The sequence below is a fragment of the Sphingobacterium tabacisoli genome, assembly GCF_017908035.1.
Lineage (GTDB): Bacteria > Bacteroidota > Bacteroidia > Sphingobacteriales > Sphingobacteriaceae > Sphingobacterium > Sphingobacterium tabacisoli.
In genome coordinates this window covers 788,376-803,151 of record NZ_JAEQMU010000001.1, presented here as the reverse complement: position 1 = coordinate 803,151, position 14,776 = coordinate 788,376, and the positions used below count along the sequence as shown (strand labels likewise).

Annotated in this window: 11 protein-coding genes; 3 read left to right on the top strand and 8 right to left on the bottom strand. The window is 42.2% G+C overall.

Annotation, left to right across the window (positions count from 1 at the left end; all coding sequences use genetic code 11):
• Positions 1–897, top strand: a complete 897-nt coding sequence (locus tag JKG64_RS03265) for a LysR family transcriptional regulator (protein ID WP_210352910.1) — start codon at positions 1–3, stop codon at positions 895–897.
• Positions 898–1,049: 152 nt separating this feature from the next.
• Here the strand turns inward: JKG64_RS03265 and JKG64_RS03260 are convergent, their stop codons facing one another.
• Complete coding sequence (locus JKG64_RS03260; RefSeq protein WP_210352909.1) at positions 1,050–1,931, bottom strand: PorP/SprF family type IX secretion system membrane protein; 882 nt, start codon at positions 1,929–1,931, stop codon at positions 1,050–1,052.
• 112 nt (positions 1,932–2,043) lie between these two features.
• The gene (locus JKG64_RS03255; RefSeq protein ID WP_210352908.1) at positions 2,044–7,479 is read right to left on the bottom strand and encodes an MBG domain-containing protein; all 5,436 of its coding nucleotides are present in this window, start codon (positions 7,477–7,479) and stop codon (positions 2,044–2,046) included.
• A 786-nt stretch (positions 7,480–8,265) separates the two neighbouring features.
• On the opposite strand from JKG64_RS03255, the gene JKG64_RS03250 reads away from it, so the two are divergent.
• Complete coding sequence (locus JKG64_RS03250) at positions 8,266–8,574, top strand: hypothetical protein (protein WP_210352907.1); 309 nt, start codon at positions 8,266–8,268, stop codon at positions 8,572–8,574.
• A gap of 324 nt (positions 8,575–8,898) precedes the next feature.
• Positions 8,899–10,170: an ATP-binding protein gene (locus tag JKG64_RS03245; RefSeq protein ID WP_210352906.1), complete on the top strand. Its 1,272-nt coding sequence runs from the start codon at positions 8,899–8,901 to the stop codon at positions 10,168–10,170.
• Between the two features lie 57 nt (positions 10,171–10,227).
• Here JKG64_RS03245 and JKG64_RS03240 read toward each other — a convergent pair whose 3' ends face one another.
• From JKG64_RS03240 to JKG64_RS03215, 6 genes are all read right to left on the bottom strand, one after another.
• The gene (locus JKG64_RS03240; RefSeq protein ID WP_210352905.1) at positions 10,228–10,659 is read right to left on the bottom strand and encodes a hypothetical protein; all 432 of its coding nucleotides are present in this window, start codon (positions 10,657–10,659) and stop codon (positions 10,228–10,230) included.
• A 14-nt stretch (positions 10,660–10,673) separates the two neighbouring features.
• Entirely contained in the window at positions 10,674–11,885 is a 1,212-nt protein-coding gene (locus JKG64_RS03235; protein ID WP_210352904.1) for a CHAP domain-containing protein, read from the bottom strand.
• Positions 11,804–12,205, bottom strand: coding sequence for a hypothetical protein (locus JKG64_RS03230; RefSeq protein ID WP_210352903.1), 402 nt, complete (start codon positions 12,203–12,205; stop codon positions 11,804–11,806). Before JKG64_RS03230 ends, JKG64_RS03235 begins: the two co-directional genes overlap by 82 nt.
• A 141-nt stretch (positions 12,206–12,346) precedes the next feature.
• On the bottom strand, positions 12,347–12,931 hold the full coding sequence (locus tag JKG64_RS03225) for a hypothetical protein (RefSeq protein ID WP_210352902.1): 585 nt from the start codon (positions 12,929–12,931) through the stop codon (positions 12,347–12,349).
• Positions 12,932–13,252: 321 nt separating this feature from the next.
• Positions 13,253–13,660 (bottom strand): hypothetical protein, encoded by a 408-nt coding sequence (locus JKG64_RS03220; RefSeq protein ID WP_210352901.1) that lies wholly within the window; start codon positions 13,658–13,660, stop codon positions 13,253–13,255.
• Between the two features lie 57 nt (positions 13,661–13,717).
• Positions 13,718–14,734 carry a hypothetical protein gene (locus JKG64_RS03215; protein WP_210352900.1) on the bottom strand — a complete coding sequence of 339 codons (1,017 nt, stop codon included), beginning with the start codon at positions 14,732–14,734 and terminating at the stop codon, positions 13,718–13,720.
• Between the last annotated feature and the right edge of the window lie 42 nt (positions 14,735–14,776).

The following is a 14,776-nucleotide window of genomic DNA, read 5'->3' as shown; positions in this document are numbered from 1 at the left end:
ATGCATTGGAATCTAGAATGGCTGCGCACATTTAAGGCGATTTACGAAACGGGAACCTTATCCGCCGCGGCCCAAGAATTATTTATCTCTCAGCCCGGTGTCAGTCTGCATTTGAACTCGTTGGAAGCTTATACAGGGTCAAAATTATTCGATCGTTCGGCGCGAAAAATGGTTCCGACAGAGAAAGGAAAGATATTTTATAATTATATCATCGACCCACTGAAAAAGCTCGAAAATGGCGAGCAGCTTTTTCATAAACGTGCACAGGATGAGCGCATCACGATAAGTGTCGGCATGTGTTTCGAGACTTTTCAGTACACCTTGGAGGAGCATATCGCTGATCTGCCTTTTAATTTGATCATTAAATTTGGCGAGTATCCACAGATGCAGAATGATTTGGATCATGGTCTGTTGGATCTGATTATTACACCGCAAAAAGGAACACAGCAAAACATTTCGTACGAGCCGTTTTCAAAAGAACGCATTGTGTTGATTGCAGGAAATAAAACAGACAGTTCGGAGCTTGAAGCATTATTAAAGCATGGAAAAATAAGGGAAGCTTCGACCATATTAAAACAACAATTGTGGTACAGCACAGCTGCTGACATGAACCATTTACGTGATTTTTGGACCAATAATTTTGGAGAACACCCTGATTTTAGTCCAAATTATATCGTGCCCAACATCAGTTCCATTATTCGCTGTTTAAGCAATAATACCGGTTATTCTATTGTTCCTGACTTCCTCTGTTCTGAAGCTTTAGCTACCGATAAAATTAAAATTGTTTGGGAAGGTCAAAATCCCGTAGAGAATATCCTTTATTTCGGGACCCGCAAAAAAACGATGTATCAAGCCGAGATAGACCAATTAGAAGGTCTGCTGAAAGAGAAATGGTGAAAACAAAACATTACGTTTGATACTATCATATGATAGTATCAAGCTAACACAGCCCCCGATTATTTCGGGGGCCGTTCCAAAAGCCAGGTATCCCCATTACCACTTGTTAACTCGATAACTCGCTCGCTGGATAACTTTCCTCCCTTTCCCCCTTACAACAACCCTATTCCACCTATACGGTAGCGGAATCCCACCTCATGGGTATTGGTTGATATTTTCTGGTTTAGCGTATGTCCACTGACGCTGAACTGATAACTGTAGCCTACACCGAAGTTGCCAAAATTGAGCTGCATCAGTGCGGATAGGTCTCCCTGATTCTGTACCCCCATACCCAGACCGATCTTCGGCCCCATGAATACCATCGCATTGATATCATAACGCGGCGACATCTCCTGCATATGGCTCACCAGGAATGAAGGACGCAGCTTGAAGGTGTCATCCAGGTGGAGCAGCACCCCTCCTGTCACATAGATCACATCGCGGAACTCATACTCGCGGTCTGTATTCCGCTTCAGGGAGAATCGGGGCATAGACACCCCAACGTAAAATCGATCCTTCTGATAGTATGAGGTACTTACACTAAGCACTCCAGCGGTACCGCGCACATCCTCCGAGAAGGCCGGATCCTGATCATCCAATTTACGGTAATTGCCTTCGTAAAAGAGCAGACCGCCGCCCATCGATAGGCTCAGGTACTCATTTTCCCCAAGCTGTACCGCTTTGGCGGCATAAGCTGTAATTTCATTTTCGCTAACCACGCCCAGCGAGGCATGCTTGAAGTCTCCACCGATAGCCAGACCAAGGTTCTTCACCATGCCATGACCGGTCACCCACACCGATCTGGGAGCACCATCGACACCCGTCCATTGGCTACGGCCCAAAGAAGCTAAGCTGCCACGCTCGTCCATCGTACTCAACGAAGAGTTGAAGCTATTACGCAGCTGACCAAATTGATTGTAACTTACCCCGTGCTGTGCCATACTGCACAAGGGCAGCAGGGACAGTAGGCTAATGAATATATGTAGTTTTTTCATTTGTCTTTCTTATTGAGTTATGGAGTTACGGAAATTATAACCTCCATAACTTTTATAACCTAACTTTCTAACCTTATCTAACTCTATAACTTGTATAACCTTACCTAACTTCCTAACGCCTAATCACAAAAAATCCTTTCTCCCGTTTCCATACTCCATTATCTTTTACATCTAGATAGTAGTAATAGGTACCATCACGCTTATCTCTACCTGTGAATACCTTATCTTGATTATTATAACCTGCTATTTCAGCTATGACCGAACCGTTCTTGTCAAATATTGTTACCTTATTTTCCGCGAAGTCCTGTATACCTTCGATCAATAGGAAGTCGTTGATTCCATCCCCATTCGGCGATAATGCTCTGTTAAGTTGTACCGGCAATGCACTATCACTGTTCTGTATCCTTATTTTTACCGCGACCGGTGTCGCTGCTTCATAGTTTACATCACCGTCCTGTATCGCCCTAACCAGTACTGTTCCTAGACGATGTGGTTGTATACTCATCCCCGATATTGTAGCTATCGAAAGATCATCAGTCAATAAGGTAACTGGAAGTCCAGAACTGGATTTTGCTTCCAGTACAACCGCTCCACCATCTCTTTCTACTGTGCTTGGAGCTGTAAAACTGATTGTCTGTTTTGCCTTCTGAATTACGAGACTCGCCGAATAGCTTGCGCCAAAATAGTTAGCCGTCTCCGGAATATCTGCTTTCACCCTATAGGTACCAGCATTTATCTGGGCATTATTGATGTAGTTGACAAGAGTTCCTGAAGGTAGTGTCCCGGTAAGAACAAGAGATTTCGAACTCCCATCATAGGTAAACGTCTTGTCTGTTAAACTTACCCCCGTTATTGTGGCTTTAATAATACTCAAGTTGGCCCCTACATAGCTCATTGTATAGTTCACTCCCCCATTCAAACTTCCTTTATTGATGCTATAGGCACCTACATTCTCGCCCGCATCACGAATTAGGCTTCCCGTTACAATACCCTCCCGATCGCCATTTACCAGACCATCGATCTTATAGGTTAATACAGGATCTACCGTACCGTAGGCTTTCGATTTTGCATCAGCAGTAATGCTCAGTGGAGCTTTGTCTACTGTCAGTGTACCATTAGTCAGGGTGATCTCATAGTTGGCATCTGTACCTCCAATCAATATAATTGGATACGTACCTGTTGCCGAGGCCACTGTTGCTGTAGTCGCAATCGTAGGCACTGTCGTTACTTCTGTATCGCCATTCACCAAACCATCATAACTGTAGGTCAGCGTAGGTACCGCTGCGCCATACACTTTCGATTTCGCATCCGCTTTAATAGTTAGAACAGCTTTATCTACGGTCAATATACCATTAGCCAAGGTAATCTCATAGTTAGCATCCGTACCCCCAGTCAATGTAATCGGATACGTACCTGTTGCCGAGGCCACTGTTGCAGTAGTAGCAATCGTAGGTACTGTCGCTACTTTAGTATCACCATTCACCAAACCATCATAACTGTAGGTCAGCGTAGGTACCGCTGCGCCATACACTTTCGATTTCGCATCCGCTTTAATAGTTAGAACAGCTTTATCTACGGTCAATATACCATTAGCCAGGGTAATCTCATAGTTAGCATCCGTACCTCCGGTTATTGTAATCGGATACGTACCTACTGCCGAAGCTGCTGTTGCTGTAGTTGCAATCGTAGGTACTGTGGCTACTTTAGTATCACCGTTTACCAAACCGTCATAACTGTAGGTCAGCGTAGGTACCGCCGCACCATATACCTTCGATTTTGCATAAGCAGTAATGCTCAGTGGAGCTTTGTCTACTGTCAATGTAGCATTGGCTAAGGTAATCTCATAGTTAGCATCCGTACCTCCGGTCAATGTAATCGGGTACGTACCTGTTGCTGAGGCCACTGTTGCAGTAGTACTAATCGCCGGTACTGTTGCTACTTTAGTATCACCGTTTACCAAGCCATCATAACTGTAGGTCAGCGTAGGTACCGCCTCACCATATACTTTCGATTTTGCATCAGCAGTAATGCTCAGTGGAGCTTTATCTACTGTCAGTGTACCATTAGTCAGGGTAATCTTATAGTTGGCATCCGTACCCCCGGTCAATGTAATCGGATACGTATCTGCTGCCGAAGCTGCTGTTGCTGTAGTTGCAATCGTAGGTACTGTGGCTACCTTAGTATCACCGTTTACCAAACCATTATAACTGTAGGTCAGCGTAGGTACCGCTGCACCATATACTTTCGATTTTGCCTCCGCTGTAATGCTCAGTGGAGCTTTATCTACTGTCAGTGTACCATTAGTCAGGGTAATCTTATAGTTGGCATCCGTACCCCCGGTCAATGTAATCGGATACGTACCTACTGCCGAAGCTGCTGTTGCTGTAGTTGCAATCGTAGGTACTGTGGCTACTTTAGTATCACCGTTTACCAAACCGTCATAACTGTAGGTCAGCGTAGGTACCGCCGCACCATATACCTTCGATTTTGCATCAGCTGTAATGCTCAGTGGAGCTTTGTCTACTGTCAGTGTACCATTTGCCAGGGTGATCTCATAGTTGGTATCCGTACCTCCGGTTAATGTAATCGGATACGTACCTACTGCCGAAGCTGCTGTTGCTGTAGTTGCAATCGTAGGTACTATCGCTACTTTAGTATCACCGTTTACCAAACCATCGTAACTGAACGTCAGCATAGGTACTGCCGCGCCATACACTTTAGATTTTGCATCAGCAGTAATGCTCAGTGGAGCTTTATCTACTGTCAATGTACCATTAGCCAGGGTGATCTCATAGTTAGCATCCGTACCTCCGGTCAATGTAATCGGATACGTACCTGCTACCGAGGCCACTGTTGCAGTAGTACCAATTGTAGGCAATGTCGCTACTTCTGTATCTCCATTCACCAAACCATCATAACTGAACGTCAGCGTAGGTACCGCCTCACCATATACTTTCGATTTTGCATCCGCTGTAATGCTCAGTGGAGCTTTGTCTACTGTCAGTGTACCATTTGCCAGGGTAATCTCATAGTTGGTATCCGTACCTCCCGTCAATGTAATCGGATACGTACCTGCTGCCGAGGCCAATGTTGCTGTAGTCGCAATCGTAGGTACTGTGGCTACCTTAGTATCACCGTTTACCAAACCATTATAACTGTAGGTCAACGTAGGTACCGCCGCACCATATACTTTCGATTTTGCATCAGCAGTAATGCTCAGTGGAGCTTTATCTACTGTCAGTGTACCATTTGCCAGGGTAATCTCATAGTTAGCATCCGTACCTCCGTTCAATGTAATCGGATACGTACCTGTTGCTGAGGCCACGGTTACAGTAGTCGCAATTGTAGGCACTGTCGCTACTTTAGTATCACCGTTTACCAAACCATTATAACTGTAGGTCAGCGTAGGTACTGCTGCGCCATATACCTTTGATTTTGCATCAGCAGTAATGCTCAGTGGAGCTTTATCTACTGTCAGGGTACCGTTAGCCAGGGTAATCTCATAGTTGGCATCCGCACCTCCGCTTAATGTAATCGGATACGTACCTGCTACCGAGGCCAGTGTTGCTGTAGTCGCAATTGTTGGCCCTGTCGTTACTTTAATATCGCCATTCACCAAACCATTATAACTGTAGGTCAGCGTAGGTACCGCCGCACCATATACTTTCGATTTTGCTTCAGCAGTAATGCTCAGTGAAGCTTTATCTACTGTCAGGGTTTGAGACACCGGCACTGCGGCATCAAAACCTGAATTGGCAATTTGTGTAGCAGTGATCGTTACAGTTCCCGCTTTTTTTATCTTTATTTGGCCTGAAACAATTTCTGCAATATTGACATCGCTACTTGCATAAGTTATTGCCTGCAAAGGATTTGAACTTTGTGCTATTATATTAAAATCAGGATCGCCATATGTTTTATTGGCAATAGCAGGAAAAGTAATCATCTGAACTGTATTTTGCGGATTTATCTTTACTGAAATAACGGCTTCGGCACTAGCGTTATTCTCTTCGTCAACTACACTAACGGAAATTGTTCGATAAGAGATCGTTCCCGGAGTTACACTTGGATCTAAACTAGGTGTGTAACTCAAACTTCTCAATATATCAATGTATTGAGACAGACTTGCAGTTCCGACAAGGCTCAGTGTTTTTGTAGCTCCAATGTAAATACCACTTACTCCACCCTGTACGTTCACCGATAAAAGATCTGCACTCATTCCATTTGTTATTTTCACTGTGGCTGAGCGTAAATTATGACTATCTGCATCTTTAATATCTAAGGCTGGATCTAAAATAACTGCAACATTATTAGAAGTCGTTACCTCATTGCTACTCAATACCACTGCCGGAACAGATGACTCAAAGACTACTATACTTGCCGAGGATTGTCCTGAGACGTACAGATTCCTGCTTAATGGATCCATCATCATACCAGATGGTGCATTTACTCCTTCAATACCACCAAAACCATTTACTAAACTCGTGTTGAGACTTAATCCTCCTGTGGACACATCTCGACTAAATGCTGTAACTGCGTGTGAAGTAATTGCACTTGCGTAAAGATATTTTCCATCTGGATTTATAGCTAAACTTCTAACCCCTTGGAGGCTTGTTATACCACCTGTATTATTTGTCAGTTTATTTAAGTAAGTTAACGTACCAGTTGTCTGGTTTACACTGAAGACAGCTATTGAATGTTCCTTTTGACCACTTACATAGAGATGCTTCCCATCTGGAGATAGCAACAGGGACGAAGCTCCCTGAAGCCCATCCACACCGTTCGCACCATCTCTATAAACTGCGACTAGAGTTAGTCGTCCTGTTATTTGATCTATCGAATATACACTAACTGTATTACTAAGTGTTGCGGTTACATATAGAAATTTTCCATCCGCAGAAGTTGCTATATTTTTTATGGGGCTACCTGACGCATTAAAATCCTGACCTAGCAGGTTTCCATCGACACCGTGTAGGTGCTGCTCTACAAACGTGATTGCTCCGGTCTGGGTATCTCTGGAAAACACACCGAGTCCACTAGTTGTAGTGCCACTTGCGGCGATTCCGTATACCCATTTTCCATCCGGGCTGACGTACACCGAAACAAACCCATTAAGAGTCATCCCGTTAGTATTTGAGACTAATGTATTAACAAAGGTTAACGCTCCTGTCGTTGTATTTCTTGAAAATGAAGTAACACGGCTAGTAGTTGGTGAAGCCACGTAAACACTTTTATTATCCGAGCTGACAGCAATACTAAACACGGCTGCTAAACCTGTTATACCAGCGTTGTTCTCTTTTATAACACTTTTAAAGGTTAATTTACCTGTCAGAACATCTCTTTCAAAGCATGCGACACTGCTAGAACCATAAGCTGCTGAATAAACAAACTTACCATCTGCACTTACAGCGATGTCGCTAACACCACTCAATCCAGTAACACCATTTATATTGTCTTTAACGACCTCGACAAAATTGAGTGCTGTCTGCGCCCTAGATTGACTTAGGGTAAAAATTAAGAAGAGTAAAATTATTAAGTATTTTTTTTTCATATGCAAATTACATTAAATCTGATTTTTCAAAGGAAGATCCCAGCAACCATTATTACCTGCAAAATCCATCGTAGTTTGATATACACTTACAGTTTCCCTTCCTATTCCAGGATGGGGCAGTCCATAATTTCTATTGAATAGAATTACAGCTGTTGCTTAATAATTGTGGTGGCTAAAATTACTTTTAAAACCTAAAAAAAAAGTATTAACGGGGGGGACAAATTAGGGACAAATGAAGTGGAATATACATAAGTAGCTATATTACAACAGAATAACAAATATTCCACTATAGCGCCGAAGTGCTTCCCACACCTACCATCAAGCTCCCGAAATAGTAAAAACTAACTTTTAAGGCAAATCACGATCATCGCGACTTATATTTTCCATAGTCAAATTATATTTCATAAGTAGTTTGGTCTGCAATCTATGCCCAGTTTTAAGCATACGCTTACTTCTTCTAGACGGCGCAAAACTATGCCTTTACGATCATTATTTCTTACGACTATGCCTATTTCTTGACATATGTCAATCTCTATTTTGCAACCTGTTATAGGACAGGATATTCACTTGGATTATCAAGGTTAACTACAGCGTAGACTTCTATGCAAGTAGTAATCTGTAGTGATTACTACTTGTTAACTAGATAACTCGCACCCTCTTTCCTATCCCTGTCACTGACCAACGCTGATCAAACTTGATAAACGCTATTGCAAAACCCAATACATAAAACTTATATTTATACTACCATAGTGTTAATTAGATATAAAAATAGCAATAACTAATATCATGATATCACTTATATCTACGTCAAAGGCGCAAAGAAAAATAGCAGATCATGTACGTGATAGGCGGCTTGTAATGGAGCTAACTCAAGATGGATTGTCACAGCGCTCGGGTGTACCGTTGGCTACATTACGTAAATTTGAACAGAAAGGAATAATATCACTCGAATCGTTACTGAAAATACTTGTAGTCGTTGGTGGCCTAGAAGAGATTATAGTGGCGCTAGAACCTGATAAGCCCACCTTTACATCAATTGATGATGTTCTGAAGGAAGACAATACAGCTTATCGCAAAAGAGGACGGAGGAAATAATGAAGACATTAAACGAAATATCCTAAACAAATAGACAGCTCCCGATCATCTCGAGGACCGTTCCAAAAGCCAGGTATCCCCATTACCTTGTAACCCTGTAACCTTACAACCTATTTCCCATTTACGATACCATACATGTAGTTCCTTTAAACCTTTAAAACAATCAAACAGTCAATATCTTAGTTATTAATAGAATAATTCGTAAATCCGACACCCTGTAACCTCCTTCTATCCCTCTAACTCTGTGTCCTATGAAATACACACAAAGAGCAAAACTTTCAAGTACAACAGAAAGTTTGTATATTTATATCAAATCTTTAGAGTATGGAAGAATATTTCTCAGCATTAGCAAAGTACAATTTCTGGGATAGTCATGTTCCTCAGTTGGGTTTTCCCCGTAAGGAGTATACAGATAAAATTGAAAATTATATCGGCACCAAATTAGTAAAGGTACTGGTGGGTCAACGCCGTGCTGGTAAAAGCTATCTATTGAGACAAATAGCAAACAATTTAATTACTCAGGGCACCCACCCAGAAAATATTTTTTACATAAACAAAGAATTTACCGATTTTGATTTCTTAAGAACCTATAAAGATCTTAGCTCTTTAATTTCAACGTATAAACGCAAATTGCAACCGAAGGGAAAGATATGGATATTCATTGATGAAATACAGAATATTGAAGGGTGGGAACATTTGATCAACTCGTTATCGCAAGATTACACAGAAACCTATGAACTGTTTATAAGTGGTTCAAACTCTAAAATGCTTTCAGGCGAACTAGCAACATTCCTTTCGGGTCGATATGTGCAGTTTGAGATTTTGCCCTTTAGTTTCAGTGAGTATACGGGCATGATGAAAAAAGAGCAGGTAAAACAAAGTTATCTTGATTACATGGAAACTGGTGCGCTGCCTGAGTTATTTGAACTTCCAAATGAAGAGTCCAGAAGAAACTATATATCAGCTATTAAAGACACTGTTCTACTACGCGACATTATTCAACGGCATTCCATAAAAGATCCAAAGCTATTAGAGGATATCTTTGTTTATCTGGTCAATAATGCTTCGAATTTAGTTTCCATAAACAATATAGTCAACTACTTTAAAAGTAATGGACGCAAGACAACCTATGAGACTCTTTCTACCTATCTTGGCTATATTGAAGACACTTTTTTAATTCACCGGGTAGACCGATATGATATCCGTGGAAAGGATACTATCGTTGGCGCTAGTAAATATTACGCCAACGATCTCTGCTTTAAAAATTACCTATACCCTGGCTTTGGTTATGGCCTTGGTTATAAGTTGGAAAATCTGGTATATCTAGAATTGCGCCGAGCAGGTTATGATATTTATGTAGGAACACTGAGAAACAAAGAGATCGATTTTGTAGCAAAGAAGGCCGATCGGTTGATCTATGTTCAAAGCACTTACATCCTTATAGATGAACAGACAATCGAACGCGAGTATGCCCCTTTAGAAGCGATTAATGATCATTATGAAAAAATTGTGGTGTCCTTGGATGATATTGCTTTACCTTCGCGCAACGGAATTAAGCACGTCTTAGTTTGGAAATTAAAAGATATAATCGGTTAAAATAAACAGCCCCCGATCATCTCGGGGGCTAATGGAAGCGCTAATTTGCTTCAGGTGTTATCTTTTCCAATAGAAATAAGCGACCAAAACCAAGGGTATTAACAGTAGCCACAGTGCATACATTAATGGGAATCTCGTTTGGCTGCTACGCTTATCGCTTTCTTCCTTATGTTGCGACATCCCGATACTGTCATAGGTGTTTTGATAATTGATATGGTTTGTCTCGGAACGTTTTTGTTCGATATAATGCAACGTGCCTGACTGTCCCCACAAGCCGTCATCTGGATGGAAATAGAAGCTACTATCACTTGAAAAGCTCCAATAATGTGAGGTGCTGTCCCGGCCTATCAGCTGAAACCATGATGTGCTATCTTCGACACGGCTCTTTGCTTGTCTCTGCGATGAAGCTACAGCACTCGTGTCCCGCCTCAGCTTACAACCCGTCAAGGCGGTAGTCAATAGTATCCATAATATAAATCTATAGTTCATTATACCTCTCCTTTCTATTTTATCCAGCCTGCATAGCTGTACACTGTCTTGACATGCCTTCGCCGTGATTCTACGCGATTGTTACTGTTGCCTTCGATGGTCAAGATATATTGCTCTTGCTTACTCCTGATGAGCCCTACGTGATGGATGCGCCTGGCAGTGGTGCTATAAATAGCGAATAGATCTGCTGGTTGAACCTGGCTTTCCTTAACCGTCCTAGCTTTGGGGAACAATGCCGGACTCCAAGGGTTACGTGGGGCACTGAATCCGGCCTGACCATATACCCAGCTTACGAAAGCCGCACACCAGTCATAGCCTGGGCCAAGGTTGGTATAGCGGAGGTACTGCTCGACACGAGGGCCATCGTTGTTGCCAGTGGCTTCTTTGATTCCCAGTTCTGCAGAAGCAATGGTTATTATTAAGTTTCTTTTGTCGTTATTGGGGGAATGCTTAGCTCTTATGCCACTCGAGCCGTGGCGGGGCTCGTACTTTTTTCCGCAAAAAGTACGCAAAAACTCATCGCTGAAAACTTTTGACAGAAAGCTAGTACATCCCACTGCAATTGTCAAAAATTTTGAAGGCGATAAATTGAGTGATTGTACAGGAGTACGAGTAGCAATAGCTATTATTAAGTTTCTTTTGTCGTTATTGACGGAATGCTTAGCTCTTATGCCACTCAAGCCGTGGTGGGGCTCGTACTTTTTTCCGCAAAAAGTACGCAAAAACTCGTCGCTGAAAACTTTTGACAGAAAGCTAGCACATCCCACTGCAATTGTCAAAAATTTTGAAGGCGATAAATTGAGTAATTGTACAGGAGTACGAGTAGCAATGGTTATTATTAAGTTTCTTTTTTCCTTATTGGCGGAATGCCTAGGCACTTTCCCTTGATAGAAAGTGCCGCAAAGATCAAGACTGTTTACCCTATGTTTATCACGGCTTCGTAAAGCTACAGAGGCGGTTTCCAAGGTCTCCTTCCCTAGTGTCCTTCCCATAGACTGGAAATCCTTATGTATTGCAAAATGTACAGAATTGCTATTTGTAGCTTTACGGCCTTTGATTCCATATGCTAAAAGGTCATCCCTAATGGGGAACTGCTTCAAAGACGATAAATTGAGTGATTGTACAGTAGTACGAGTAGCACTAGCTACAACACTATCCCCATCACTTTTACCACTGCATAGAGCATGAAGAAGAAAACTGAGAAATATAGAATGCATTGTTGCCATGATGATAATCGATTAAAATGAGATTGAATGTTTTTCCGAAATGCTTTAAAGGGTTGCCAGAGCAGTTCTTGTAACCATAGGCTACAGAGTACTGCCGCGATACCTACCAATAGGCCGAATAGGGCTACTGTAAGGATGCCGATATCGAGAATGCCTGCTACTGGATCGAGGAATTGCAGGAACTTTCCTGTTAAAGTGAAAAGTAAGGTTATAAGTATTAAATTTATTAATAAATAGTGTTTTACGTTTTCCATAAACTGTGTTATTCTATCCGACCGACCTTGTGAAGACGTAGGGATATTATTTGATAGTGATGTCATTTTTTTAGTATTTAGTAGTAAGATATTAGTAGTTAGACTGGGTGAAATGAAGTCCGGAACCTGCCCGCGGATATTAGTAGTTAGATATTAGATAGGACCCGAAGGCCCTATCCTCTGCTGACTTCTATTGCTTACAGAGCGTTAGCCCTGCGATTCACCAAAGTCTCTGGTTACCGTGACCACCTTATTCGGTCGGTCGACCATAGTGACGCGATACTTGCAGTTCATATAGTCTGGGTTCTGCACTGTAGCGGTATAGAGCCATTCGCTATCCGAATTATCTTTGAGCACGGCCGCCCCCGATTCAATGACGGCATCCTGATCATCCAGTATCTCTACCGATAGTGACTGTAATACCATCACGTCCCTGACCAGAAAACTGATTTTATTGCCCACCTCCCCTTCGTACGCTCTATCATCTACACGACGGAGCTCTGGGTCTTTAAAATAATCTCTGAATGCTAAATTGTAAGCGGACTGATTTACGTTGGCTTTACTCTTGTACTCCGCTTTCAGGTCGTCGTCCAGCATGACACTCTTGGCGTACTGGGTAGCATCATAAAACTTATGCTGTACAGCAACCTGCTTTGCTGTCATTACACGATCCGCTGGTATACGCGGCGTTTTCGCGATAATTGTCTGATCGCCTCTTTGCCGAAACACGAGGTTTCTTCCGATTCTTCCTGATGCGCCCTGCATCACGACGTTGTCTTTTGATTTTGCCATTTTTTTGTTTATTTGACGTTAAAAATTCTGTTCGTTGTCAAGCTATACGGGGCGCCTTCCGTGGAGCACAACGACACAAATATTTACAGGATATTCCGTAAAACAATGGCCTGCAGGGCTCTGCGAATGATTATGAAGGAAAATGAACGATTATGAATGATTATGAAGAGTTGCCAGTTCATTCTTAGTTGAGGCCTAGTTGTTTCCTAGTTCAACCTTAGTCTTAGGCTAGTTATAGGCTAGTTCAACCTTAGTTCAGGCACTACTCTGCGATGGACAGGAAGCTGTTTCCGCAAAGATGCAGAAACAGCTTCTTATTTGTTATAAAGTGTTGCATTCAGTGTTTGAAATCACTTCATAATGTCTGATGATATCCAAGACCTCGTGCTTTAGGTAATAGGGCTTTTTATTTACCTCATAGGTTTTAAACAGCTTTTTCATTGAAGCGAACTTAGTGTCTCCTACCTTAAGTAATAGTTTAAGATCTAAAGCGTCCATTAGCTCCTCATTTAGGTCCATAGGTGGATCCATCTTCTCCTCCAACAATTCCAACATACGCACCGCTGTACCCAGTAACTGGTCAAAGCGATTGTATAACGGTGTTGCCATACCCTGCAATGTCAGAGCCAGACAAGTACTGGCACCGTCAGTACCTCTATCACCTGTAGTCGGTGTACAGGTACACTGGCAATGGTGGGCGGTCTGCTGTTTTTCATTTTTTGTTTCCATGTCGATGATTTGTTTCGCATCTGCAGCATGCGGAGCCCATCGCTCTAGACACAGGAATTAATAGTTTTCAATTACGGATTTTAGCTGGATACTTTGGCTCAATACCGCCTTACCCAACTGCTCTTTATTTTCAATCTGCTGTTCTATTCTATCGATATACACTGGACTTACAGTCAGGAGGCTATCCAGTTCGAGCGCCGATTTCTCCCACACTTCTCTAAATACCTTTAGACTGTGCTTATCCAAACCGAGTAATCCATCCTCGTCAACTGCTGAGACCAAGTGCGCCAAGCCCACCCTAGCTCCTTTTCGATATTCCGTAAACCACGCCAGCTGTCCTTCATTAAAGAGTTGGGCCAATTTTGCCTCTATAAAGAAGCACCGCCCCGATCGGACATAAATAGATACTCCATCCCGTTGTGAAATAATCAATAAAATATCCATAAGTAGGATAGAAACCTCCCCAATGAAAATCTGCGCAAACCCTTTCTTGGTGAATATTTCCGTTTGTATCTCATCCGACAGCGCTATATCGGTATCCACCAAGGCTACCTCCTCGGTACATATCACAGACGAAGGCGATGCTTTCTGTTCTATCCCCTGAACTACCTTAGCCACCCAGCGCTCCATCACCCAAAACCCCAATGTAGTCCTTGGTCTATACCAGATCCATACTTCATAAGCAATAAACAAAAGAAGAAAAAAAACGAATCCACTCTCCCAATATCCAGCTGAAATAAAGCTATGTCGTGCTGTTGAAAAAATAAAATGTAAGAATGTCAGATTGATAGCTGTCACTATAGTGATACCCATCACAAAAAAGACAATTTTTCTTTTGAGTCGCGGTGTCCCCCCTGTTCTTCGACTATGATTCAATACCAATACACAGTACAACATTTCGATGATACCCATATAGATCAACACAGCCACACAGGTCGCCCAGTATAAAGGCCAAAATTTAGGTGCATTTAAATAATCCTTGATATGCAGGAATCTCCAATTAGTCGTAAGGAGATAGGCTATAATAAATATGCGTACGACATATTTTAAAGCAAAAACAAGGGCATCCATCATAGTCAGTGTTTTAGGGAAATAACTCTGGTCCGCTACTTGGTA